The 25,670-nt window shown below is 57.7% G+C and carries 18 protein-coding genes and 3 tRNA genes; 12 read left to right on the top strand and 9 right to left on the bottom strand.

What is annotated here, in order from left to right; translation table 11 throughout:
- Positions 1 to 9: 9 nt before the first annotated feature.
- Positions 10 to 1,071 (bottom strand): D-alanine--D-alanine ligase family protein, encoded by a 1,062-nt coding sequence (locus RAE04_RS04520; RefSeq protein ID WP_239272978.1) that lies wholly within the window; start codon positions 1,069 to 1,071, stop codon positions 10 to 12.
- Positions 1,072 to 1,093: 22 nt separating this feature from the next.
- On the bottom strand, positions 1,094 to 2,092 hold the full coding sequence (locus RAE04_RS04515; protein ID WP_317026575.1) for an NAD(P)H-dependent glycerol-3-phosphate dehydrogenase: 999 nt from the start codon (positions 2,090 to 2,092) through the stop codon (positions 1,094 to 1,096).
- Positions 2,093 to 2,252: 160 nt separating this feature from the next.
- Here RAE04_RS04515 and RAE04_RS04510 point away from each other — a divergent pair, with 160 nt between their 5' ends.
- Positions 2,253 to 3,251: a bifunctional NUDIX hydrolase/histidine phosphatase family protein gene (locus tag RAE04_RS04510; RefSeq protein WP_317026574.1), complete on the top strand. Its 999-nt coding sequence runs from the start codon at positions 2,253 to 2,255 to the stop codon at positions 3,249 to 3,251.
- A gap of 104 nt (positions 3,252 to 3,355) precedes the next feature.
- Here RAE04_RS04510 and RAE04_RS04505 read toward each other — a convergent pair whose 3' ends face one another.
- From RAE04_RS04505 to leuC, 3 genes are all read right to left on the bottom strand, one after another.
- On the bottom strand, positions 3,356 to 4,267 hold the full coding sequence (locus tag RAE04_RS04505) for a hypothetical protein (RefSeq protein WP_317026573.1): 912 nt from the start codon (positions 4,265 to 4,267) through the stop codon (positions 3,356 to 3,358).
- 199 nt (positions 4,268 to 4,466) lie between these two features.
- Positions 4,467 to 5,057 carry a 3-isopropylmalate dehydratase small subunit gene (gene leuD / locus RAE04_RS04500; RefSeq protein ID WP_317026572.1) on the bottom strand — a complete coding sequence of 197 codons (591 nt, stop codon included), beginning with the start codon at positions 5,055 to 5,057 and terminating at the stop codon, positions 4,467 to 4,469.
- A 21-nt stretch (positions 5,058 to 5,078) separates the two neighbouring features.
- On the bottom strand, positions 5,079 to 6,500 hold the full coding sequence (gene leuC, locus RAE04_RS04495) for a 3-isopropylmalate dehydratase large subunit (protein WP_317026571.1): 1,422 nt from the start codon (positions 6,498 to 6,500) through the stop codon (positions 5,079 to 5,081).
- A 52-nt stretch (positions 6,501 to 6,552) separates the two neighbouring features.
- Between leuC and RAE04_RS04490 the strand changes: the two genes are divergently transcribed.
- The 4 genes from RAE04_RS04490 to RAE04_RS04475 all read left to right on the top strand — a co-directional run bounded on the left by RAE04_RS04490 (position 6,553) and on the right by RAE04_RS04475 (position 12,792).
- Positions 6,553 to 7,236, top strand: coding sequence for an IclR family transcriptional regulator (locus RAE04_RS04490; RefSeq protein WP_284810472.1), 684 nt, complete (start codon positions 6,553 to 6,555; stop codon positions 7,234 to 7,236).
- 183 nt (positions 7,237 to 7,419) lie between these two features.
- The gene (locus tag RAE04_RS04485) at positions 7,420 to 7,713 is read left to right on the top strand and encodes a hypothetical protein (protein ID WP_317026570.1); all 294 of its coding nucleotides are present in this window, start codon (positions 7,420 to 7,422) and stop codon (positions 7,711 to 7,713) included.
- Between the two features lie 216 nt (positions 7,714 to 7,929).
- Complete coding sequence (locus RAE04_RS04480; RefSeq protein ID WP_317026569.1) at positions 7,930 to 10,581, top strand: YhgE/Pip domain-containing protein; 2,652 nt, start codon at positions 7,930 to 7,932, stop codon at positions 10,579 to 10,581.
- A 3-nt stretch (positions 10,582 to 10,584) separates the two neighbouring features.
- The gene (locus RAE04_RS04475) at positions 10,585 to 12,792 is read left to right on the top strand and encodes a YhgE/Pip domain-containing protein (RefSeq protein WP_317026568.1); all 2,208 of its coding nucleotides are present in this window, start codon (positions 10,585 to 10,587) and stop codon (positions 12,790 to 12,792) included.
- Between the two features lie 420 nt (positions 12,793 to 13,212).
- Here the strand turns inward: RAE04_RS04475 and RAE04_RS04470 are convergent.
- The 4 genes from RAE04_RS04470 to gltX form a co-directional block, all read right to left on the bottom strand.
- Positions 13,213 to 13,288, bottom strand: a tRNA-Glu gene (locus RAE04_RS04470).
- Between the two features lie 653 nt (positions 13,289 to 13,941).
- Positions 13,942 to 14,014, bottom strand: a tRNA-Glu gene (locus RAE04_RS04465).
- A gap of 39 nt (positions 14,015 to 14,053) precedes the next feature.
- Positions 14,054 to 14,125 (bottom strand) — tRNA-Gln (locus RAE04_RS04460).
- A 238-nt stretch (positions 14,126 to 14,363) separates the two neighbouring features.
- Positions 14,364 to 15,857, bottom strand: coding sequence for a glutamate--tRNA ligase (gene gltX / locus RAE04_RS04455; RefSeq protein ID WP_317026607.1), 1,494 nt, complete (start codon positions 15,855 to 15,857; stop codon positions 14,364 to 14,366).
- Between the two features lie 232 nt (positions 15,858 to 16,089).
- Here gltX and RAE04_RS04450 point away from each other — a divergent pair, with 232 nt between their 5' ends.
- From RAE04_RS04450 to RAE04_RS04420, 7 genes are read left to right on the top strand one after another with little or no spacing between them, the layout of a single operon-like run.
- The gene (locus RAE04_RS04450) at positions 16,090 to 18,531 is read left to right on the top strand and encodes a choice-of-anchor M domain-containing protein (RefSeq protein ID WP_317026567.1); all 2,442 of its coding nucleotides are present in this window, start codon (positions 16,090 to 16,092) and stop codon (positions 18,529 to 18,531) included.
- Positions 18,532 to 18,567: 36 nt separating this feature from the next.
- On the top strand, positions 18,568 to 20,169 hold the full coding sequence (locus RAE04_RS04445; RefSeq protein WP_317026566.1) for a choice-of-anchor M domain-containing protein: 1,602 nt from the start codon (positions 18,568 to 18,570) through the stop codon (positions 20,167 to 20,169).
- Entirely contained in the window at positions 20,169 to 21,677 is a 1,509-nt protein-coding gene (locus RAE04_RS04440; RefSeq protein WP_317026565.1) for an anchored repeat ABC transporter, substrate-binding protein, read from the top strand. The genes RAE04_RS04445 and RAE04_RS04440 overlap by 1 nt, the downstream gene beginning before the upstream one ends.
- Entirely contained in the window at positions 21,670 to 22,548 is an 879-nt protein-coding gene (locus RAE04_RS04435; protein ID WP_317026564.1) for a choice-of-anchor M domain-containing protein, read from the top strand. Before RAE04_RS04440 ends, RAE04_RS04435 begins: the two co-directional genes overlap by 8 nt.
- Positions 22,535 to 23,269 carry an anchored repeat-type ABC transporter ATP-binding subunit gene (locus RAE04_RS04430; RefSeq protein ID WP_408933227.1) on the top strand — a complete coding sequence of 245 codons (735 nt, stop codon included), beginning with the start codon at positions 22,535 to 22,537 and terminating at the stop codon, positions 23,267 to 23,269. Before RAE04_RS04435 ends, RAE04_RS04430 begins: the two co-directional genes overlap by 14 nt.
- Complete coding sequence (locus tag RAE04_RS04425; RefSeq protein WP_317026562.1) at positions 23,266 to 24,174, top strand: anchored repeat-type ABC transporter permease subunit; 909 nt, start codon at positions 23,266 to 23,268, stop codon at positions 24,172 to 24,174. Before RAE04_RS04430 ends, RAE04_RS04425 begins: the two co-directional genes overlap by 4 nt.
- Positions 24,171 to 25,652: a choice-of-anchor M domain-containing protein gene (locus RAE04_RS04420; protein ID WP_317026561.1), complete on the top strand. Its 1,482-nt coding sequence runs from the start codon at positions 24,171 to 24,173 to the stop codon at positions 25,650 to 25,652. The genes RAE04_RS04425 and RAE04_RS04420 overlap by 4 nt, the downstream gene beginning before the upstream one ends.
- The last annotated feature ends 18 nt before the right edge of the window (positions 25,653 to 25,670 follow it).

The raw sequence follows: 25,670 nt of genomic DNA, 5'->3' as shown, positions 1-25,670 counted from the left end.
CGCTTAGGCCTACTTGGCTAGGGCCTGCTCAATAAGCGCCTCAAGTAGCGCCGGGTATTCCACCCCGGAAGCCGCGAGCACCTGCGGGTACATGGAGATCGGGGTAAAGCCCGGCAGGGTATTGATCTCGTTGATGTACACGGAGTCCTCGGTGACGAAGAAGTCGACTCGGGACAGGCCCTCACAGTTGAGGGCCTCGAAGGCGCGGATTGCCATTCCGCGTAGTTTCTCGGTCAGCTCAGGTGCGAAAGGCGCAGGGATTTCGGCGGTGACCACATTATCGAGGTACTTGGTGTCGAAGCCATAAAAGCCCTCGTCGGAATCATCGATACCGGCGAGCAGCGCTGGGACGGAGGCCAGCAAGGTGCCATCGGCATAGTGGAGTACACCGATTTCTACCTCTTGGCCAACGATTTCAGGCTCCACCAGGATCTTTTCGTCATCTTCTAACGCCAGGTCGACGGCTGCGGGGAACTCCTCCCAAGTAGAGACCTTGGAAACGCCAATGGAGGATCCACCGCGTGCGGGTTTTACAAAGACGGGCAGGCCTAATCGTTGCTTTTCGTCCTCGCTTAGCTCGGTGCGGCCTTTGAGGATGACCTCGGGCGCTACTGGTAGGTCTGCGGCTGCCAGCACCTTCTTGGTAAATTCCTTATCCATTCCCACCGAGGAAGCCAATACCCCTGGGCCTACATAGGGCAAGCCGGAAAGCTCAAAGAGGCCTTGGACAGTGCCGTCCTCACCAAAGGGGCCGTGCAGAATGGGAAATACCACGTCGACCTCTGCGAAGAGCGTGCCGTCGGTGACGTTGTGGAATTGACCCCTGGCATTGGGATCAAGAGAAAGGGTCAGCTCCGCACCTGGGCTGACCTCCGGCATAACGCCATCGACAATTTCTAAGCCCTCCGTGGTGCCAGGCGTCCACGTGCCCTCACGGGTAATGCCGATGGGCACGACCTCGAATTTCTCTGGGTCGAGGTGGTTCATGATCGCGCCTGCGGATACGCAGGATACGGAGTGCTCGGTGCTACGGCCGCCATAGATAACGGCCACGCGGGTCTTTTCAGTCATGCCCGCAGATTTTACCCTCGACCTACTCCGACTTCTTGGACCGACCCATCAAAGCGATGATCATATCTTCCACCGCCATGCCCTCGTAGCACACGCCATAAACCGCGTGCGTGATAGGCATCTCTACCCCGGCCTGCTGGGCGAGGCGATAGATGGAGTCACAGGAGTAGACGCCCTCCGCGACCTGGCCATTGGTCGCGGCTTTGGCCTCTTCAATCGTGCCGCCTTGGCCCAGGCGATAGCCAAAGGTGCGGTTGCGCGACAATGTCGAGGTGCACGTTGCCACCAAGTCGCCCATGCCTGCGAGGCCGGAGAAAGTAAATGGATCCGCCCCCAGCTCCACTCCCAGGCGAGTAATTTCCGCCAGACCGCGGGTGATGATGGTGGCCATGGTGTTATTGCCCAGCCCCTTGCCGGAGGCGATACCACAGGCTAAGGCGATGACGTTTTTGCAGGCACCGCCGATTTCCGCGCCGATAACATCGGTATTGGTGTAGGGCCGCAGGTACGGCGCGGCGACCGCTGCTTGCACGCGCTGAGCGCGGCCTTCATCGGAGCAGGCAATCACCGTGGCGGCCACTTGGCCGGCAGCAATCTCCTTGGCCAAGTTCGGGCCAGACAGTACCGCCACACGGTCTGCTGGCACGCCGGCCGCATCCATAATGACCTCGCTCATGCGCTTGAGCGTGGCGGTCTCTACACCCTTAGAAATGGAGACCAAGGTGGCGTCTTCCGGCAAGTGCGGCGCCCACTTTTCCACGTTGGCGCGCAAGGTTTGGGAGGGAACGCCGAACACGACGACGTCGGCAAGCGCCAGCGCTTCCGTATCATTGTGGGTGGCCCTCACTGCGGCCGGCAGCCGGGTATCCGGCAAATAGTCCGGATTGGTGTGGGTCTCGTTGATCGCCTGCGCCAATTCCGCGCGGCGTGCCCACAGGCGAACGTCATTTCCGGCGTCCGCAAAGACCTTGGCCAAGGTAGTGCCCCAAGAACCAGCACCCATCACGGCAACATTAACCATGGTGTCTCCTCCAAACGTGCAAATCTATAACCCAACCTTAAAGCATGCCCGTCCCCCGTGGGGCGAGGATGCACAACGCGCCTTACCCGTGGGACAATGGGCGTTTAGACGTTGTTTTCAAACCCCCAATTTCTGTGGAAAGGCCCCGTGGAGGCAGACGATGCCCAATATTAAAAAGATGCACGAAACCGACAAGGATCAGCAGCACGAGGAGTTTATTTCCGGCCGCCACCAGGAAATCCCGCTGGACCCCGCCAAGGAATTCCACCGCACTACCCTTGCCGCCGGCGCCGTAATCTGGCGTGGGTCCCCGCAAGACCCAGAAATCGCGCTCATCCACCGCCCCCATTACGATGATTGGTCCCTGCCCAAGGGCAAGGTCGATCCCGGCGAATCCCTGCCCACTACCGCGGCCCGGGAAATCCTAGAGGAGACCGGCTTTAGCGTGCGTCTAGGCAAGCTCATCGGCAAAGTAACGTACCCAGTCCAGGGCCGCACTAAGGTGGTCTACTACTGGGTGGCCAAATACCTGGGCGGAACCTATTCCGCCAATAGTGAAACCGATGAGCTGCGCTGGCTGCCCATCGACGAGGCGCAAGACCTCCTGTCCTACGACGTTGATACCGCGGTAGTGGCCAAGGCGGCTAAGCGCCTACGCATCGCGCCCGCTACCCGCGTGCTTTATGTGCGCCACGCACGCGCGCATGAAAGCGGCAGCTGGCAAGGCGATGACAACCTGCGGCCACTGGATAAAAAGGGCCGCCGCCAAGCAGAGATGCTGGTGCCGATGCTGAGTGCCTTCCACCCCACCGCGATTTACTCGGCCTTGCCCCAGCGCTGCCAGCAGACAGCTGCCCCGCTTGCCGACGAACTGGGCAAGGACATCTCCATCAACAAAAACTTTGGCGACGAGGCCTGGGAGAACAACCCAGAAGCGGCCAAGAAAGCTTTCCGCCGCGTGGTCAACGACGGCGGCGTCCCCGTCATCGTAAGCCAGGGCGCCACCATTCCCGGCATCATCGAGGACCTCGCCCCAAAGTTCCTTAAAAAGCCGGTAGACAAGCTGAAGTTCAAGAAATCTTCTGTGTGGGTCTTGTCTTTCAACAATGGCGAGCTGACCGGTGCCGATTACCTGGCTAGCCCGCTGCCGGTGCGCTAGCTGCTCGGCTCTTCCGCACGCTACTACTAAGGCCCTGCTTGCCACCTGATTCGGTGGACCGGCAGGGCCTTCTGTGCACTCCTATTGTGCGACTGCGCAGCTTTCTAGCCGCGCAGTCCAAGGGTGCGGCGGACAAAGAGGACCGTAATGAGTGTATTCAGCGCCGGGAACAAAATAGCGCCGACGATGGTAAAGCTCAGCACGGCGTACAGGACGGCAATTAGGACGAGCACCAAGATGGTCACTCCAACGTTCTTCTTTGCGACCTCGATGGATGCACCAAAGGTTTCGCCCACAGATAGCTCAGGACGTGCAGCCTTGACGGCCGGCATCCAAGTGAAGAAGAAAGCAGCGAAAAGGCCCGGGATAATCAGGAGGAAAAAGCCTAGAAGGACAACCACGAACGACAGCGCATAGACCGCCATGAGTCCGGCGATATTCTTAAAGCTGAGGAAGTCCGTTATCTGCAGCGTGCCGGTATCCACCTGCTTATTGGCGGCCTGGTACCAGGTGCTATATGCCCAAATCATCACGAGGAACATCGCAATAAAGACAAGAACCATCACTGCGACCAGCCCGCCAGTAAGAGCAGCATCAGACCCCGAGCTACTGTTGGCTAGGGCATCAATGGATGATCCGCTGCCCGCTAGGACAGCAATCAACACTAAATAGAGGATGAACATCACTACGCCCTGGATCAGTGGGCCAAAAATCCACTGCGCCCAATTGCGACCGAAATAGCGGAAGCTATCGCCGATTACCTGAATGGCATCTACATCCCGGCCAAACAGGGAAGCGTCTCCCGGATACGGGCTTCCGGCGTATCCAGGCTGGCCGTATTGCTGCTGTCCATATTGTTCCTGGCCAAACTGCTGTTGACCAAAGTGCTGTTGTCCGTAGCCAGACTGGCCATTCGCGTCGTGCCCACGAGATGCAGACTCATTGCCAGCTCCGGGATACTCTGCACGGTTGTTTCTTGAATTAAAGGAATCATTATTCGAATAAGGATTGCTCATAAATCTAAAGCTAGGGGCATACTTTGGTGCGGGAAACTCGAGCAAGCAATTGTTACCTATACGTTACCGAGTTGTACCCCCTTTTACCCCAAGGCGGAAGTCTGAAGTTCACGTGTGAGCGCACAGCGCCCCTACGGCCTCTTCGCGTAGCAGGACTGTAGGGGCGCTGCTGGCCCGCCGATCGCCATCGATTCTTCTGCTATTGGGCGTGAACAGCAGGCTTGAAGCTGGGGCGACGCGATTCGTACGTAGCGATTGTATCCTCGTTGCGGAGCGTAATGCCGATATCATCCAGCCCTTCCATCAACCGCCAACGGGTGTAGTCATCAATATCGAAGCGGTAGGTATTTTCACCCACTGTGACTGTTCGAGCCTCCAGGTCCACGGTGACCTGGGTTTCTCCTGCTTCCAGTTGTTTCCAGATGAGCTCAATATCTTCTTGCTCCATCAATCCAGTAAGCAGTCCGGACTTTCCAGCGTTGCCGCGGAAAATATCAGCAAAGCGGGAAGAAAACACCGCGCGGAAGCCGTATTCACTCAACGCCCACACTGCGTGCTCGCGGGAGGAACCGGTGCCAAAATCACTGCCTGCGAAAAGCACCGAGCCATCCTTGAATTGCGCCTGGTTGAGTACAAAGTTGTCGTTGGAGCGCCAATTAGAAAATAGGCCATCTGAAAACCCGGTACACTTGACCGACTTCAAGTAGCGCGCGGGGATGATCTGGTCAGTATCCACGTTGGAAGCGCGCAGGGGCACGCCCGTTCCCGTATGCGTAATAAATTTCTCCATTGTCAATGCCTTTCTAAGCGCTTAATCCAGATCTGCAGGGCTAGACAGGTAGCCGGTCACGGCAGTCGCGGCAGCCACCTGCGGGGAGACAAGGTGCGTGCGCCCACCAGGGCCTTGTCGCCCCTCGAAGTTGCGGTTGGAGGTGGAGGCGGATCGCTCGCCCGGAGCCAACTGATCTGGGTTCATACCCAAGCACATCGAGCAGCCGGCGGTACGCCACTCCGCGCCGAACTGTCGGAAGACTTCGTCGAGGCCCTCCTCCTCCGCTTGGGCCTTGACCACGGCGGAGGACGGCACGACCATCATCCGCGTTTTGGCAGCGATGGTGCGCCCCTTGACCACGTCGGCCGCAGCCCGAAGGTCTTCGATGCGGGCATTGGTACAGGAACCGACGAAGACGGTATCTATTTTGATATCGCGCAGCGGAGTGCCCGGCTGCAGGTCCATATACTGCAAAGCCTTTTCCACAGTGGCCTTTTCATTATCATCACCACAATCTTGCGGATCTGGGACCTTCTCCCCTAACGGAAGGCCCTGTCCAGGATTGGTTCCCCACGTAACAAATGGGGTCAGCGAGGAGCCATCAATTTCCACGACAGTATCGAATTCTGCCCCTTCGTCCGTGGGAAGTGTCTTCCAATACTCAACTGCAGCATCCCAATCTGCTCCTGTGGGAGCGAACTCGCGGCCCTTGACATACTCGAAGGTCGTCTCATCGGGAGCGACCATGCCAGCGCGGGCTCCTGCCTCAATAGACATATTGCAGATGGTCATGCGCGCTTCCATGGACATCTTGCGGATGGCCTCACCGCGATACTCAATGATGTGGCCCTGCCCGCCACCGGTACCGATTTTCGCGATAATGGCCAAGATGAGGTCCTTGGCAGATACCCCCTCTTGCAGCTCGCCAGTCACCTCAATAGCCATGGTTTTGAATGGCTTTAAAGAAAGCGTCTGCGTAGCCATGACGTGTTCTACCTCAGAGGTGCCAATACCCATGGCGATAGAGCCAAAGGCGCCGTGCGTGGAGGTATGCGAGTCGCCACACACGATTGTCATACCCGGCTGGGTGATCCCCAGCTGCGGGCCAACCGTGTGCACAATGCCCTGCTGGGCATCCCCCATAGAGTGCAAGCGCACTCCAAATTCTTCGCAATTCTTGCGCAGGGTCGATACCTGGGTGCGTGAAACCTCATCTTTGATTTCCAAGAGGTTGCCTGACTTGATGCCTTGCGTGGGAACGTTATGGTCCTCGGTGGCCAAGTGCAGCTCAGGGTGACGCAACGTGCGGCCGGCCAGCCGCAAGCCATCAAATGCCTGCGGACTGGTAACTTCATGTAGTAGCTGAAAGTCAATAAAGATGAGGTCTGGTGCCCCAGCGTCACCGTGTTGGACGACGTGATCTCGCCACACTTTTTCTGCCAATGTCAGCTTCTGGTTCATAAACATCTCTCCACACTTGAAATCTCATAAGTTGGGACGTAGATTTCATTGTATGGGAGAGTATAGCGCAGTTTCCGGTATTAAGGTGTTGGATCGAGCAATGGCCATAATGATGGCCGCCGCCAACCACCCCTCCACCCTCAATGAATTATGCGAAACCACGGGGCTGCCTCGGGCGACAGCACACCGATTGGCCACCGCACTCGAAGCACACCGCATCCTCGTTCGCACCCCCGACGGAAAGTGGAAGGCTGGCCCAGCCCTTCCCGGCAACCGAGATCACCTCCTCGAGGCAGCCGAGCCAATCATGGAGAAGCTGCGCGAACGCACCGGAGAATCCATCCAGCTCTACGAGGTCACCGGAAATACCCGCACCTGCATTGCCACTAGGGAGCCGGAATCTGGCCTCCACAACGTCGTGCCAGTCGGACGCCAGCTACCACTTAGCTCCGGCTCTGCCGCACGCATCATTGCCGCATATGTAGACATCAATACCGAAGACGCCTCGTTTACCCAAGAAGACATTGAGGCGGCCCGAAACCAAGGCTATTCTGAATCTATTGAGGAACGCGAAGCCGGCTTAGCCTCCATCTCAGCGCCGGTTTTCGATAGTTCCGGAACCTTCCTCGCAGTGTTGTCGATTTCCGGATCTGCCGAGCGTTTCCGACCTTCCCCGGCCCAGAAATACGCCAACATTCTCACTTCCGCCGCACGCGAATTGAGCAACCTCCTCTAGGGCCCTCCCCAGCTTTACGACGCCCGCCTCCACCTAACCCCAAGGAGGCGGGTCCTTTTATTTCCCAAACCAGAAAATTAGAGAAACACACCCACGCCTATTGAAACTCAAATGAAAATACGCTTTAATGAAAACACACTGAAAACAACGGGGAACGTCCCCTACAAGAGAGGATCAGGCATCATGACCCACAACACCCACGAAGATCATACCCACACCCATGGCACCGATTGCGGCCACGTTTCTTTCCCGCACGGTGACCACACCGACTATCTCCACGAGGGCCACATCCACCGTGCGCATAATGGCCACTGGGATGAGTGCGAGACCACCGAGCACGTTGAAGCCGAGGCGCACGCCGACCACACCCATGGTGAAGGCTGCGGCCACGTAGCGATCCCGCACGGCGACCACGTGGACTACCTGCACGACGGCCACCGCCACGCCGCCCACGGCGATCACTACGACGAGCACTAAGCGCCTATCGGGGCCTAGCCCCAAATCGCTTGCCGCCTAGGCCCCTTGAACTATGAGCCTAGGCGGCCTTTCTATGCCCACCCCTACTGCTGAAATCGTCCCCGAAATTCACACCAGAAACATATCTGCAAGATCGACAGGACGCGCTCTCTCATTTCTGTTAAAACTGACAGTCAGACTATTAGTTCTTTCCGGTTGGGTGCTACGGTTCTTCGAGTGATTACTAGTTGGAAGATTTTTCTCCAAGATTTTGTCCGCTTGTGGCGGACCCCGCAGGTCTGGGTGATCCTCATTGGTTTGATGATCACCCCAGCCCTGTATTCCTGGGTAAACATCTCCGGTTTCTGGGACCCATACGGAAACACAGAACACCTCAAAGTCGCCGTAGTTAATGAGGACAAAGGCGCATCCTCGGAGATGACCGGCCACTTAGACGTCGGCGGGCAGATGATTGACAAGCTGCATGACAATGACAAGCTGGGCTGGCAGTTCATGGACCGCCAGGAAGCCGAAGACGCCGTTAAGAAGGGCGACGTCTTCGCCTCGGTAATCGTCCCCGAGGACTTCTCAGCCGATTTCGTTAGCCTTTTTAAAGGTACCTATTCTCAGCCCACGCTGGAATATCACGTCAATGAAAAGCTGAACGCCATCGCACCGAAGATTACTGATACTGGCGCTTCGACCCTAGACGCCACCATTAGCTCTACCTTTAATGAACAGGTAGCGGATTCGGTGGCTACGGAGCTAAAGAACTCCGGTGGCGATTTGAGCCAGAAGATTAACAGTACCGCAAGCAAGACCGCGGATTCTTTTTCAGAGACTGCAGATACGGTAGCTAACTCCCGCAGCCAGCTTGCTGACGTGCATTCCACCATCGAAGACGCGCGCCCAACTATCGCGCAAGCCCGTGATTCTTTGGGCACGGTGCAAAAGACCGTCGATGATGCCCAGACCGCCCTGGATGAACTTAACTCCATTACTGCAGAGGTCCAGCGGGAAGTCACTTCTTTCTCGGACGATGCCACCGCCGCCTATGTAGAAGGCACTACCGCCATGGCGGACGGCACCGCCTCCGCCAATGCCACCGTAGGCTCGGTCTCCGGCAAACTACGCGGCGCACTCAATCGCGTCGGTGCCGCCTCCGCTGGCGCGGCAGGAATCGTCGGTGAAGCTGACCGGGCTATCGATCAGCTTGAAAAGCTTGCGTCTTCACCGGCCCTGCCCCCACAGGTTTCCCAACAGATTAAGGATCAGGTAGGAGACCTCCGCGAACGCAATGATCAGAATAAGGCCGTTCTCGGTGACTTAGATACTCTCAACGGCGATACGAACGACACCATCGATTCGCTCAATAAGACCACGGGCATGTTGGAAAAGATGGCCGCCCAAACGCGCGATGATTCCCACGCGCTGCGCGATAATGTGGCCGAGGGCCTGCCCAAGCTCAATGCTGCGCTTTCCGACGTCACCGCTACCACCGGCAAACTTTCCGCCTCACTCGAAAGCCAGCAGGCACTGGTAGGGCAAACCGATGGGCTCTTGGGCAGCGTCGACGAGCAGCTAAGCCAGGCCCAGCAAGTAGTTGAGCGCTTTTCTGTGGACCTCGACGGTATTGAGGAGGGGCTTCGCGCCTCCCGCAGCGATGTGATTGCGCTGAGCAATACCGCCAATAACAATTCCATCCTGCAGTCTGTGAAGGGCCTGAACACCGATGAGGTGTCTTCCTTCCTTGCCTCCCCTGCAGAGATGGAAAGCCACGCCGTATTCCCTGTAAAGCACTACGGTTCCGGCATGTCCTCGCTCTTTATCAACCTCACGCTGTGGATCGGCGCGTTCATGCTGCTCATCATCTTTCGCGCTGAGGTAGACCCGCAGGGCCGCAAGAACCTCACCATTACCAAGGCTTACCTTGCCCGCTTCCTTTTGCTTTCCTTCTTTGCCATCGCACAGGCACTCATCGTGTCCATCGGCAACCTGGCCATTGGAGTTGAACATGCCAATGCATTGGCCTACGTCGCTACCGCAGTCATCGTAGGCCTGTGCTATCTGAGCATTACCTATAGCTTGGTTTCTACGTTTGGACACGTAGGCCGCGGCATCGCGGTGGTCTTCGCCTTCATCCAGATTCCGGGCGCATCCGGCCTCTACCCCATTGAAATGACGCCGGACTTCTTCCGCGCGGTACATCCATTCCTGCCCTTTACCTATGGCATCGATGCCATGCGTGAGACCGTTGGTGGTTTCTACGGCAACCACTATGCACGCGATCTTGCCGCGCTCATCGGCATGGCCGCGATCGCTTACCTCATCGGTACTGTGATGCGCCGCGGCCTGTCCAACGTCAACATGCTGGTCAACGACGAACTGCATAAGGGCGGTCTCGTTATCAATGAGCAGGTCCATCTGGTCGGCAGCCGGTACCGCTTTACTGACCTCCTCTATGCCTTGAATGACCGCGAGGCGTATCAACAAAGCTTGGAGGCTAAATGGAGCATGGCGCGCAGGAATTACTCCCAGCTGATGAAGATTACCGTCGCGGTAGGCCTAGCGTTAGTCGTCGCTTTGGGCATCTACTCACGCATTAACCCTGAAGAAAAGGCCATCATCTTCGGCCTGGCCTGCCTGGTTACGCTCATTGCGGTGGGGGTTATCTGCTCCCTTGAGTACGTCAAGCAGAGCATCGCGCATGATAACCGCCTGGCGGATCTCAGCGATGAGGAAATCCAAGAGCACCTCGAGCACCAACAGGAACACCCAAACCGCTACCTCCTAGAAGACTTAGACGAGGAATCCACACCTTCTAATACCAGCGAGACCAAGGAAATGCCCGCCGTTGATGGTGATGACTCCGGAAAGGGAGGCGAGTAAGTCATGAAAAACATTCTGACCATTCTCCGCGATGACCTCCACGCCATTCGCACCAATGTAATGACCGCGGTCATCATCTTTGGCCTTGCCATCATCCCGTTGCTTTTCACGTCCTTCAACGTGCTGGCTAGCTGGGATCCTTTTGCTAATACCAACCAGCTCAAGATTGCTGTGGCCAGCGAGGATGAAGGCCACGAAAGCGACCTCGCCTCCCTGAAGCTTAATCTGGGCGATGAGGTGCTCTCGCAGCTCAGCCGCAATCACGATATCGATTGGGTCATTACTGATAGCGCCGATGCAGTCGAAGGAACAAAGTCCGGCGAATACTATGCCGGCATTGTCCTACCTAAAGACTTCAGCGCGGACCTTCTCACGTTCTATGTAGAAGGAACCGATCCAAGCAAGCTCAACCTCTATACCAATGAGAAGAAAAATGCGCTGTCTACCACCATCACGCAAAAGAGTGCGGACGGCGTCATCCAGAAAATCGACGAGTCCTTCACCCGCGTGGTATCCAATGTCGGCCTTGGCGTCGTCTCGGATTTTGATAAATACCTTAATGAGGACGATACCCAGACTGCACTCAATAACCTGCACAATCGCGTCAATAACGTCAGCACCCGCCTCGATGCTGCGGCTGGCACCGTAGGTGCACTAAGCAATCTGGTCGACTCCACCCTGCCGCTTACGCAGGCTGCGGACAATATTCTCGCCGAGGCTGGCCGCCAGGCTACGGAGATCAACAATGACCAAGGCGAAAACCCCATCGACGTTCTGCGTTCTACCCTCAATGACTCGGCTGGTTCGCTCGACGCTTCCTTGGCGGCTACAACGCAAAGCTACGATGCGCTTTCTGCCCAGGTCGATGAGTTGCTCAATAATGCAAGCAACACCAGCGCACAAACGGCGCAGACCTACCGCACCGCTGCTGAACGGGTGGATGAGCAAACTCAGGCCTTTGAGGGAGTTCGCACTTCCATCAAGGACCAAGCCGATAAAGTAGCTCTACCTGCCGCGGTGGCGGGTGGATATAAGGCGATGATGGGCCAGATTGATGCCTCCATTGCCCAGAGCAACGCTCTGCATGATTCGCTCGTATCTACCGCCGATGACCTTGAGCAAGGCCGTGGCACGTCCCAAGACTCCCGACAGCGCACCAAGGATGCCATCGCCAATGCCAAGCAGGCTGCTGAAAAGGCACGCAATTCCTATAACGAGAACCTCAAACCGCAGCTAGATCAGCTCAACCAGAGCGTCTCGGTTGTCGCGGACGATATTAATGCTGTCAAGCAGGACATCGCAGGCATTCGCTCCTCGGTTTCCGAGGATGACGAGTCGCCACAGCAAAGCATGGCGCGCGCCCGCGATACCACTGCCGGCCTTGCCGGCACCCTGCGGGAGCAAAGCGGCCGTTTTGCGGACATGGGCCGCAAGATCGACGAGGTGCGCCGCGGCGGCGATTTGGACAAGCTGGCGGATATCGTCGGCAACGAGCCAGAACTGCTTGCCTCTCGCATCGCCGCTCCCGTGGCTGTTGACCGCCAGCCGGTCTACCCTGTCGCTGCCTTTGGCGTGGGTATGACGCCGTTCTACCTCACCTTGTCGCTATGGGTAGGCGCCCTTCTGGCATGCGTGCTGGTGCATACCAACGCCGAGCGTAAATACTTGCGCAAGGACGAGAACGGGAAGTACGACGAGAGCGAATTCACCCGTGGTCAAGCGTTCTTCGGCCGCTTTGCCACACTCGGCCTGGTCGGCCTCGCGCAGGCCACCTTGGTGGTTCTCAGCCTCATCTTCTTCGTCCAGATCGAGCCTGCTCACCCATTCATGCTCATGTTTGCCGCATGGATAGTCTCGCTGGCGTTTATGTTGATCATCTATTCACTTGTCATCACACTCGATAGTGCCGGCAAGGCCTTAGCGGTGTTGTTGCTCGTGATACAAGTCTCCGGCTCCGGCGGCGCATACCCGCTGCCTTTGCTGCCTGAATGGTTCCAGAACGTGAGCCCGTGGCTGCCAGCAACGTACGCCATTGATGCTTTCCGCAGCGCCATTGCGGGCACCTATCACGGCGATATTTGGCGCGAGTTGGGCATGCTACTGCTATTTACCATCCCTGCACTCATCGTCGGCCTCGTTCTCCGCCGCGCCATGGATGCCTATCACAAGCGCCTGCAGAAAGCGATTAAGAAGACGAAGGTTATGGCGTAGCCACGCTTGCCGACGTCTCCCCTTCCGCCCTTCCTACACCGCCCACCAAGCCCTTTTCACGGTTTGGTGGGCTTTTTCATGGTCGGGTCCCACGTTAGTGCCCGAAAGACCTAGAAGGGGCTGGGAAAGTCGAATACGCATCCGCTAGGAAGGACTCGGATACCTTTTATCGCTAGGTCTAGCTCCTTCTTAAGGGATTCTCTCGAACGCAGCTATCGGGCACGTAACCACTTACAGACCACCTGAGTCCCTACTGAAGGACCACTACGGGAATCTGTGCCCCGCTTTACCTCAGCTCCTATACCGTCCCGCGGGCAGGACGGTTAGCCCTGGGACATCGAGGCCTGCTTACACGCCGCTAGACCGGACAGGTCTTAGGGAAAGAAAAAGCTGCGAACCATGTGGCTCGCAGCTTTCCGTTGGTACCCCGTACGGGATTTGAACCCGTGTTACCGGCGTGAGAGGCCGGCGTCCTAGGCCGCTAGACGAACGGGGCGCGTTCGCAGCAATCGCACACTGTGCGTTGCGGACTTGTTAAGAGTAAACGATGGGTTAATTCAGCACAAATCGTGCGGTCAAGGACGGTTTTGAGGGCAGGCGAAGGAAAACACAAAAATTCCCGAGTCCGGTACTGCAGTGAGGGTTCTTCGTGGCCGAGGTGCGGATCGAATCAGTGGTTATTCCGCCAGCAATCTGTGGATAGTCGGTGGCCGAGAACGCTGTGCTAGTAGGACTCGGGATGGCGCTGTGCCTCAAAGTGCATATGCTGCAGGCTCCTATACTTCATACAAACGTTGGTGGGAAGGAAGTTGTGGATTATAGCGTTACTACCTTGCTATGCTTTCGGGCTGTGCGCCTTGGCTGTGGTGCGTTTCGCTTTCTGTCACCCGCTCTCCTTTCTGTTTGTTTTCTGCTGTACTTGCAGTCTATGCCTGCACGTGCAGGACAGGAAGGGTTTTGCGCAATTTCGCGGTGGTCTTAACCCTGGTTCCATTGGCAGGACGCGGCTAACTGCACGGACGAGCCCAATGGTCTGGGGTAGGTTATAACCAGTTTTGCTTGCGCCGTGGTCGCGCCCCAGACTGTCGCTAGAAAAAGACATTGCCCCGGATATGAAAAATCCTCCAACCTTTAGGCTGGAGGTCTTTGTACCCCGTACGGGATTTGAACCCGTGTTACCGGCGTGAGAGGCCGGCGTCCTAGGCCGCTAGACGAACGGGGCATAGAACTAGTGAGCCTGCCATTTAAAGCATTTTCACTGCTGGCCTACCAGGACTCGAACCTAGAATGGCGGTACCAGAAACCGCTGTGTTGCCAATTACACCATAGGCCATTTGCTAACTTGCATCGGAAGCTTACTGCCTTCCAGCTTCGCTCCCTTGCTCGCTGCAACGTGTAATAACTATAATGATCAACGCGTAAACTGCCAAATCGCCAGCACACACGCCATTTTCAGGCCAGTAAAGTGGTTAATAAAAAGCGGCGAATGACAGCACTGTAGTTCAGCTGTCATTCGCCGCATCGAAGGGCGGGATTAGATATCTATCGCCGCCTTACGGGAGGCGCTCCTCCTACTGTGCCGCCGGCACATAAGGAGTCACTTCACGGGCCGAACGAAGGCGGGCCAGGGTGGACTCCTTACCTAGCAGCTCCATGGACTCAAAGAGTGGTGGGGAAACCTGGGCGCCGGAAATAGCTACGCGCAGTGCGCCATAAGCCTTACGGGGCTTCAACTCAAGGTCTTCAATAAGGGCCTTGGATAGTGCCGCTTCAATATTCTCGGTCTTCCACTCCGCAATGCCCTCGAGGGTCTCGATGCCCACCTCGAGCGGCTGAATGGCCTCTTCCTTGAGGTTCTTCTTCGCCGCCTTCTCATCGAGTTTCAGGTCCGCATCTGGGGTAACCAAGAAGCTCATGAGACCATAAGCATCGGAAAGCGTCTTGATACGGGTCTGTACCAAATCTGCCGCGAAGGCGAATTTCTCGCCGTCATAGTCGGCCGGGAAATCGGTGTATTCGGTCAGGTAGTTGCGCAGACGGAAGGCAAACTCTTCTGGGTCCAGCTGGCGGATATGGTCGGCATTGATAGCCTCGAGCTTCTTCTGGTCAAAGCGGGCGGGATTACCCAGCACATCGTGGACGTCGAAGTTTTCTACCAAGTCATCCATGCTGAAGATGTCCTGGTCTGCGGACAGGGACCAGCCCAACAGGGACAGGTAGTTGAGCATGCCCTCAGGGATAATGCCGTTATCGCGGTGATTAAACAGGTTGGACTGCGGGTCGCGCTTAGACAGCTTCTTATTGCCCTCGCCCATCACGAAGGGTAGGTGGCCAAACTCTGGGGTGAACTCGGCAACGCCAATCTTCTTAAGGGCGTCGTAAAGCGCGAGCTGACGCGGAGTAGAAGACAGCAGATCCTCACCACGCAGCACGTGGGTGATGCGCATCAGGGCATCATCAACCGGGTTAACCAGGGTGTAGAGCGGCGCACCATTGGAACGAGCCACCACATAGTCCGGCTGGGTTTCAGATTTGAAGGTCATTTCCCCGCGCACCAGGTCAGTCCAGGTCCAGTCCTGCTCCGGCATGCGTAGGCGCCACACTGGCTTGCGACCTTCGGCCTCAAAAGCATCGATCTGCTCCTGGGTGAGATCACGGTCAAAGTTGTCATAGCCCAGCTTCGGGTCACGGCCGGCCGCCTTGTGGCGCTCCTCTACCTCTTGGGCGGTGGAATATGCCGGGTAGACAAAGCCACCTTCGATGAGTTTGTCCAAAACTTCCTTGTAGATGTCCATGCGCTGGGACTGACGGTAAGGCTCGTGTGGGCCACCGACATCGATGCCTTCATCCCAGCCCAGCCCAAGCCAGGTCAGGGAATCAATGATGGCCTGGTAGGACTCTTCAGAGTCACGGGCGGCATCGGTGTCCTCGATGCGAAATACCAGCTTGCCGCCGGTATGGCGGGCGTAGGCCCAGTTGAATAGTGCGGTGCGCACCATGCCTACGTGCGGCGTGCCGGTTGGGGATGGACAGAATCTAACGCGTACTTCAGTCATGCCAACCATCGTAGTGGAGCCGCCGATTCCAGTCCGCACCAGCCCAAGCGCCCTTAAAACCTGTCCGGCGCGTAGCGGTTTGCAGTCTATTCCTACACACAAATTGGGGTAATTGGAAACGGGTTTCACTACAAAACCACAGGTCAATGAAACTGACTTCCATTACGGCTAACAGGTTATGGGAATCATTTTCTATAGTTTCTGGTGAACTTGTGCGAACTGTAGAAAGGCCTTCCCAACTGTGGCTTCCCCACACATCCGTTTCCTTGCCACGCTGAGCACTTTGGCACTTATCACTCCCGCCACGGCTGTCGCAGGCCCCGATGATGGCAAGCACATCGCTACCAATACCCACGTTGACTCCCCCAAGTCTTTCTGGGAGAACAACGATTTCGTCCTAAAGTCCGAGTTTGGTGGTCAAGAGCCCCCGATTGCAGACACTGTTGCCTGGGTGGGCAAGGGCTACAGCGCTACGGATAACAGCAACCAGTATCTCTATACGCTTCCGGCAAACGGGACCCAAGACTACATTGGGGCCCCTGGCACGACTTATTACACAGCGCCGCACCAGGTATCCGGTAATACTTCGCCCATTTGGCTGGGCTTTGGCGCAGATGCTTCGCTGCCCACGGACAAATTCCGTGACGGCGTAGCCTTCCTTGACTTGCTCAGCGTCGATGGCCCCGGCGAGGTGGAGCTTTTTACCAATAAAGATGATGAGAACGGCACCCAGCTGCACCGCATGCTCGGTTCCTTCCCGGATTCGCCGCACTCTGCCTACCTTGTTGCCGGCACACATACGCACAACTCCACTCTGTTTACCAAGCCAGGACGATACCGCCTGACCTACCGCACCAGTGCGCGCGGAAAGGACGGCCAGCTCATAGCCAATGAGCCACAGACCACCACCATCCAAGTTGGCGGGCAAAAGCCCGAAGAGGAAAAAACGCCGAGCCTCAAGGAGCGCTTCGCACAATCCGCGGCTGGCAACGCCGCTGCTGCAGGCTACAGCCTGCGCATGGCCCCCAAGTCCAATCCCGAAAAAGACGGTGACGACAAGCTCACCACCATTTCCTTCGACGCCAAGAACAAGGCACAAGGCACCCTCACGCTGCTTATCGACGGCTACTTCCTCACCGACCTCCCCGTTAAGGACGGTCATGCTCAGTGGGATGAATATATGGGCCCCGCCCCTTCCCAGTTACAGGCCGTATTTACCCCAGAGGATGATGCCCCACGCTGGATATCCCAACCCCTTGACTTCGAACCCGGTAAATCCAGCCACACCGATTCTTCTGCCGCCGCTGATACGTGGCAGGAAACCTCCCAGCCGCGCCAGCTGGCTCCCACCGAGGAGACCGAGCTAAAAGAGCTGGGCTACACCATCCGCATGCGCAAGCAGGGCAATGGGGGCACGAAGATTGTGGTGGATACCGAGGATAAAAACTTCAATGGCCTTCTCACCGGCGGGCTCTATGACACGAAGGGGGCTAAATACCCCACCGTGGATCTGGAAACCCCTATTACTAACGGCCACGGCGAGGTCGCCTTTGATGAGGGCGAGTACTTCAAAGGCTATTTCGCCAAGGTTAACCTCTTCCCCCATTCCACCGTTAAGGCTGGACATGCTAGCAGCGTTATTACTGAGTCTTTTGCTTTTGGTGAAAACTATGAAGTCAGTGGGAAGTTCTCCACTTCCAATGAAGAACCGGAGGCTACCCCAGGCAAGGAAGACACTCCGTCTTCCGCGCCGCAGCCAGGCACCGAAGAACCGCAAGCCAGCAATGCACAATGCAGCGAGAAGTACCTACTAGACCGTGGTCATGTAGACATCAAGGCCCAGCCTGCCGAGGGAGGCTTTGCAACGGTTCTGCGCGATGACACGGCACAGGTGGACAAGAAGTCTGTTGACCGCAAACTCGACGACGTTGTACTCGGCGTACACGATAATGCGCTCACCCCGCGCAATAAGAAGCTCGCAGGCAAGGAGTTCGATTTCCTAGGAAAGCTCGGTGAGCGCTTCTATCACCTGCCACAAACCCAGGACCAAAACATCATTTGGCCAGGCTATAACACCCAGGATCTGAACTATTCCTTAACCAAGGACAATGCCGTCAACCTCAACTTGAAGCCCACCTCCACGCCGGACGGTGCCGAATGGGGCGCATTTATCGATGGCACCCATGGCAAAGGTTTTTCGGTCCTCGCCAATTCTGCGGCTAAGGACTACACCATCGAAACCAACTTTCCGGCCCATACCCATACGCACTGGGCCTTTTCCAAGCCTGGCTTGTACACCTTTGAGGCTACTTATTCGGCCACGGGCACGGACGGCAAGGAACTAAAGTCTGCGCCCCAAACCCTCACCTTTGCCGTAGGCGATAAGACATTGGACTCTTGTTCCTTCCTCGCGCCGGGCACGACTGGGAGCGGAGAGCCCAGCGAAAGTCCAACAGATAAGCCTTCCGCGGAGCCTTCCCAGGAGCCTTCCACGCAACCGTCCGCACCTGATAACCCGGACACACCAGCCAACCCCGGTCGGCCAGAAGAGCCCACAGGGTCCTCGTTTAGCCCGTGGAGCCTGGTCCTACCAGCGGTCCTCGTGGTGATTTTCAAGGCCTTTTATAACTTTTTCCGAGATAACGAGGATCTCATCCGCAAGCGCTTCGGCCTCAACTTCTAAGCCTCTTCTACCCCACCAATTAGACGGGAAACCACAATGCACTATTCACCATCCTTTGTCTCCCGGCGCGTCCCGCTGCGGCGCCGATTTATTCACGTATTTGCCGCCGTCTTTGCCACCGCATTGGCCTTCTTCTCCCCCGCCGCAGCACTTGCCTTTGATGAGGTCTTCGACTCTGGGCATGTAGACGCCTTCTATGTCACGGCCCCAGATGGTCAGCTACACCTATCGATGAAGGAAGACATCACTGGATCGGGCGTTCCACGCTCCGGCGATGATGTGGTGCTCAAGGTTGTCGAAGATGCCTGGTCGGATGCCACCGAGGCCGTGCCGGAGATAGGCCAACCCACCTATTTCCTGCCGCAGACGCAAGATCAGCGCATCATTTGGCCGGGCTGGGATACCCAGCCTGCACGCGATGGCGGCTTTGACAACGTTGACCTAGAATTCGCCGAAGTTTCCGGCCCGGGTTCGGTATATGTCTTTGAGACCAGCGGTTTCGGAGACATACAGGCGGTTACTGATTCCGGTTCAATGGAGCTCACCAGCGGCGAGGTCATCAACCAACCCAATCCAGCCCACCGGCACGTCAACTGGGCCTTTAGCGAGGCCGGCACCTACACCATGACGGTGCAAGCCCATTCCAATGGCGAGTCCAGCAATGCTGTGACCTACACCTGGGAAGTGGGCGACGGCGGCGATGCGTCCACAGCGGATCGATCGGCTGACACGGGCGAGGTTAGCAATGACCGGGAAGCCACGAGCGCCCAACGGTCAGCAGACAAGGGCGGCGCTGCAGCTGCCGATAAGTCCGGCGCCTCCGGGGACGAAGAGTGCACCCCGGGCATGACGCCGCAAATCAAGGACGATACGGTCTCCCCCTCCCAGTGGCGCGATGCTGAAGGCGCTACCTTTTATCTCTCCGATAAATCCAGCGTCGATCTGCCGCAAGAGGTAGGTCCAGTGCCAGCCGGTCAGGCGTGGATGATTGGTTCTACCCAGGTCGATGGTGTGCCGTGGCTCGGCGCTAATACCCAAAGTCCGACCATGCGCGAGAATATCCCTGGCGATGTCACCTGGGAGTTAGCAGGCTTCAAGGGACCCGGCCCTATGATGGTCTACTCCCAGGGCGGATTGGGAAAGATCGTGGGCGATGAGTGGTTCCGCGGCAATGCAGATGCGGCGGAGGGTACCTATTCGATTGCCCCCAATACGCACGTGCACCCCAACTGGGTCTTTGGTGCACAGGGCACCTATGACGTCACCATCCGCCAGGTGGCCAAGACCAATGAGGGCAAGCAAGTTGCCGGTGAAGCGACACTTCACTTCGTGGTCGGCGGCGACAAACCGGCTGAAGCCTTTGACAACGGGCACTTCGACTTGGGCGCTGCGGTAAATCCGGAGGGCGGCGACTGCGAGCATCGTGCTGCGGCAGGTGGGGCGTCGGCAAGCGCTGGTGGCTCTACCGCAAGTACCGGATCAAACACTGGCCAGTCCGGGCAGTCACACAGCAAGGGCGGTTCTTTAGCCAATACGGGGACTCCTATTGTTCCCTTTGGCATCGGAGCATTGGGCTTGGGCATGCTCTTCCTCGGCCTAGGCATTGCCCGTCTAGCTGTAGCTAAGGCAGCAGACTAATGGCGCGTGCGCTTTCTCATAGACGCAGGCTTCGAACCATAGGCGCGCTGCTGGGCGCCTGCCTGCTGGCCACTGGTTGTGCCCCTTCGGCTGCGTTGGATACCGGAAGCGGAGAAAAATTCGCCGTAGTGGCCACCACCCCGATCCTCGCGGATCTTGCGCGCAACGTCGCGGGAGAAGATGCCCGGGTACAAAGCCTTATCCCCAGCGGAAAAGATCCGCATACCTTTGAGCCAACGCTGCGCACGGTGCGCGATGTTGCCAATGCCGATTTGGCACTGAGCAATGGCTACTTGCTGGAGCCACAGTCTCTCATCGATACGCTGCACGAATCCACCGATTCCCCCGTGGTGGAAGTCGCCGATGCTGCCTCCACCCGCGGTGCCACTCTGGTGCCGCTGGTAGAAGATGTCTCGCTCGAGGCAATTTGGCTGGGCCTGCGCATCAGTGGCGCACAGCAGCGTTCTTCCGGGGTGGACTTCCGCATGGTCTCTGCCGATGGGCCAGGTAACGTCGCGGCCTATGTGGTCTCTACCTTCGGCACCCCGGAGGTCCTATTTAACTCGGCCGATGGCATCGATGGAAAAGACTCAGTGACCTTGCCGGCCAACGCCCACACGCACGTGTCTTGGGGATTTTCCCAGCCGGGAATCTACCACCTCGGGTTCCAAGCAGAGGGCACCGACGTCCAACACCTCACTGTGGCCGTGGGAGTAAACCCACCTAAAGGCATGCAAGTGATAGATTCCGGACACCTGGATATTGCAGGAGACCTAGACAAGCGACGCATTGACCTGCGCGATCAGGACAAGCGCTTCGACCCTGCCACCACCGTGGTGTCAATCCCCTCTTCGGTACTGCAGCCCATACCGCCGGATCCGGCCTACCGTTTCCTGGGCAGACCGGGATCGGATACCTACCTATTGCCGCAGGCGGTGCTAGGAAAACACATCCACGGCGAGGTGGACCCGCACCTGTGGCACAACGTGGACAATGCCATCGCCTACGTCGATGCCATTGCCGAGGAAATGGCGCAGGCAGATCCTTCCCACGGGGCGTCCTACCGCCAACGAGCGGAGGCCTACACGCAGCGTCTGCGGAATACGGATGCCTATGTTGACCGCGCCATTTCTTCTATCGCAGAAGAAAACCGGCACCTTGTGACCACGCACCACGGCTATGCCTACCTGGAGCAAGGTTATGACATGTCGGTGGCCGGCTTCGTCACTCCCAATCCGGCCATCGAGCCTTCCCCACGCGAGGTCATTTCCTTACGCCACACGCTGGAGAACCTCCATCTACCAGCCGTGTTTGTAGAGCCCGTGCAGCAGGCAAGCACCGAGACCCTGAAGCAGGCTGCCGCGGAGCAAGGAGTGGAGCTGTGCCCCATCTACGGCGACACGTTCGATGACACCGTCAGCTCCTACATCGACCTCATGAAATTTAACGCTGATTCCCTGCAGCGTTGCCTGAACCCCAACCCCACCCATGGAGATAAAAATGCTTAAATTCGCTACTCGTACCGCCACCCGCACCGCCGCCTGCGTGCTTACTGCAGGTCTGGCACTTTCTACCAACCCTGCTTGGGCGGGCGACCTCGCCCAGGTGGTCGGTGCCGATGAACACGTTGCCCCGCAGGGCGAAGAAAAGGTCATCGACACCGGTCACGTAGACGTTGGTGCCCTGCTTGATGGCACGGATTCTGAGCTTATGGCCCGCGATGATGCCGGCGATAAGCCAGTCTGGCGTCACTTGGACGACCTCGTGTTTTCCGTGGGCGATAAAGCACAGCAAGCCCTTCCCGATACGGATGACTTTGGCTTCGTTGGAGCTGAGTCCGGCGATAAGGTCTGGGTGGTTCCCCAAACCGAGCAAGTCGGCGTTCCCTGGCTGGGCTGGAATACCCAGGCGCCCTCCCTTGTCGACGCCGCCGACCGCGGCGTCACCATGGAATTCCTCGGCCACTCCGGCCCGGGCGATTTCTCCCTCTTCTTACAAAACGGCGGCTTTGAAGCGCCACAGCTCTTGTGGTCCACCGCGCAGAAGAGCGACGAGGACTTCTGGGTAGACCTCAATACCCACACCCACGCCAACTGGACGTTTACGGAGCCAGGCACCCATCAGGTAGGCATCAGGGTGAAGGGCAAGACCAAGGACGGCGCCGAGTTCAGCACCGATGGCGTACTCACCTTCGCCGTGGGCGATGATGCCGACGTCCAAGCGGCCCAAGACACTACCTGGAATCCAGACGACGCTCAGACCGCAGGCTCCTCTATTCCCACCTGGATCTTTGTCCTCGCCGGCGTTGGCGCCGTAGTGCTACTACTGGCCCTAGGGCTCGCCCTGCGTTCAGCCAAGCGGGGTGATAGCCGTGGCTAAACCGCTCATTTCCGTTGCTGATCTAAACGTCTCACTCTCGCACCGCAGCGTTATCACCGCTGCCAATCTAGAGGTCCACCCCGGCGAATTCATCGGGGTCCTCGGGCCCAATGGTGCTGGTAAGACCACCCTCATGCGCGCCATTTTAGGGCTTATCCCTTCCTCCGGAACTCGGAGCATCTCCGGCACCGTGGGGTATGTTCCCCAGCGTCACGAAGTGGAATGGGGCTTTCCCATCAATGTCTATCGCACCGTGCTCAGCGGCCGTACCGGCCTTATCGGCTGGCTGAAGCGACCGCGCGCTAAGGATCATGCCGCAGCAACAGAGGCGCTTCGTTTGGTGAACATGGAAGAATTTTCTACCCGCCCCATCGAAGAACTCTCCGGTGGTCAACGCCAACGCGTGCTCATCGCCCGAGCCCTCTCCACACAACCACACGTGCTGTTGCTCGACGAGCCCTTTACCGGACTAGATGCGCCCAATACTGAATCGCTCCTCGAGCTTTTTGAAGAGCTTTCCCACCGCGGCACATCCATCATTATGTCCACTCATAACCTTTCTGAAGCCGCACATTCTTGTCACCGCCTCATTCTCTTTAACGGCACCGTGGTAGCCGATGATTCCGCCTCGCACCTTCTTCACCAGACGGACCCGTGGACGCACACCTTTGGCGTGCGTGCCGGTTCCCCTTTGCTTTCTGCCATTGGAGTCACCGCATGATAGAAATTTCCTTCCTTGATTTCCTGCGCGACCTGGTCAATCCCCACCTTGACTTTCTCGCCCGCGCGGTAGGCATCTCCTTGCTTGCGGCCATCGTATGCGGCGTCATCGGCTGCTATGTCGTGCTACGCGGCATGGCTTTTATTGGCGACGCCGTCTCCCACGCCGTATTCCCGGGCCTAGCCATTGCCTTCGCCCTGCAAACCTCGGTGCTCGTGGGTGGCGCAGTCGCCGGTGCAGTTGTGGCCTTGCTCATCGCCGCTTTTTCGCAGCGTCGCCACGTGCGAGCGGATTCCATCATCGGTATCTTCTTCGCCGCTGCTTTCGCTTTGGGCATGGTGATAATCTCGCGCACCGATGGTTATAGTGCCTCGCTGACAAGCTTCCTCTTCGGCTCACTCACCGGCGTTTCCCGCACCGATATTATCGTCGCGGGCTGCGTATGCGCCGTAGTTGTCGCCATCGTTATAGCCTTTGGCCCCCAGCTCAACGCCACGTGCTTGGACCGGGAAACTGCCCGCGCAATGGGCTTGCCTGTCTTTGTTTTGGACACCATTTTGTACCTGTGCGTCACGGCCGCAGTGGTCATTTCCGTGAGCACCATCGGCAATATCTTGGTCCTCGCGCTGCTCATCACTCCGGCCGCGACGGCACGCCTGCTTAGCACAAATCTAACGACCATGATGTGGCTTTCCGCCCTCATCGGCGCGCTGGCCAGCTTCCTCGGCATCTACCTGGCATGGGCCATTGATCTTCCGGCCGGCGCCACCATCGTGCTCACCCTCACCGCCATTTTCTTGGTTGTATGGGCCATCCATCCACTTCTCGGTGCCCGCAAGCACGCAGGTGCCTCGCTTTCCGACGCCCCACACCCCACCCCACGAAAGGAATCCGTCTCCTCATGAAACCTGTCTGCCGCACCGCGGTGGCCCTCGGCACCGCGGGACTGATAAGCCTCAGCGCCCTTCCGGGAGCGGGGGTAGAACTCTTCGAGCCCGCCACCGCATATGCAGAAGAATCCACCGAAGCATGCACTTCCAGCGACTTCGACCTCATCACCAAGGGACACCAGGACATGGCGCTCAGCGGCGATTCCGGCGATCTCAGTTTCAAGGTCAAAGATGATGATAAGGGCATCGAGCATGACTCTGAGTCCTTTGCCATTGAGGTATCTGATGACCTTAAGCAGCCGCTTTCCGAGCTCAGCGATAGTTCCCTGCCCGATGAAGGCTGGGTACTGCCGCAAACGCAAGATCCCAACGCCCCTTGGCTAGGTTTTAATACCCAAGAGCTATCTCAGGATCTCCTCGCCGCCGGAGACACCGCTACCTTGAGCATGGCTATCGCACAGGGCCCCGAGGATGGCCGTATCGTGGCCTACCAGATGGAGCTTGGTGGCCCCAAGGTACTTATGGATACTGCTGATGGCTCTGCCTGGGACTACCCCGGCAACTCCCATTCCCACCCGGCCTTTGTCTTTACCGAGCCTGGAACCTACGCGGTGAGCTTTACCTTTGAGCTTCCCGACGGCTCCCGGCACCACCTCCATGCCGGTTTCCTCGTCGGCGAGCAGGCCACGGCGACAGAACTGTGCGGCGTGGACTATACCGATGCTGACGCTGCTGCCGGCAACGGAGGCGACTCAAATAGCCGCCCCAAGCAACTTGAAAAAGACGTTAAAGACGTAGACAAAGCCATCGCTGGCTTGGACAAAGAGCTCGACAAGACCCTGCAAGAGGGTCAGAAGTTCCTAGAAGGTGGTAAGCCGCAACAAGGCGGCAAGGACTCTGGCGAGGATAGCGCAGGCAAGCGCAAGCAGGCCTCCCGCACCACGGCAAAAGACGCTGGGAAGGTTAGAGCGCCGCATAACACGTCCTCCACGGGTTCAGCTCAAGCCTCTGGTACTCCGCGAAAGTCCGGTTCTGGTTCTGGGGCTACGACCCACCACTCTGCTAGTCGTGTGAATGATTCTGCTTCCACTGCGAAAACCGGAAAAAGCGCGGCCACTGGCACAAGCTCGCACCGTTCTGCTTCCACCAGCGGTTCTTCCCACTCGACGGCCAAAAAGTCCACCGGCTCCCGGCACGCAAAGTCTACTAAGCGTACTAAGGGCAAGGCTGCAGCCTCCGCTAGTGCACAGCAGGTTCCGGATGCCGGTGCTGCGGAAGACAGGGACTCTGAAAATGTACTGACTAATGCCGCTGCGTATACCGCTACCCTGGCAAAAAGCAGCTTCTGGGCGGGCCTTTTAGCCGGACTAGGCGCATTCGCGCTGGTACTCGGCATCGGCCTGTTGGTCTATGTCCAGTTCTTCCGCAAGAAGAGGGCCCCAACCCAACAGCCTGCCGATGATGCTACGACCCACCTGCCGCGCGTCGACTAGCACAGTGCTCTTGAGCAG

The sequence above is a fragment of the Corynebacterium sp. CTNIH16 genome (assembly GCF_032821655.1).
Classification (GTDB): Bacteria; Actinomycetota; Actinomycetes; order Mycobacteriales; family Mycobacteriaceae; genus Corynebacterium; species Corynebacterium marquesiae.
This window is presented reverse-complemented; position numbering and strand designations above follow the sequence as displayed.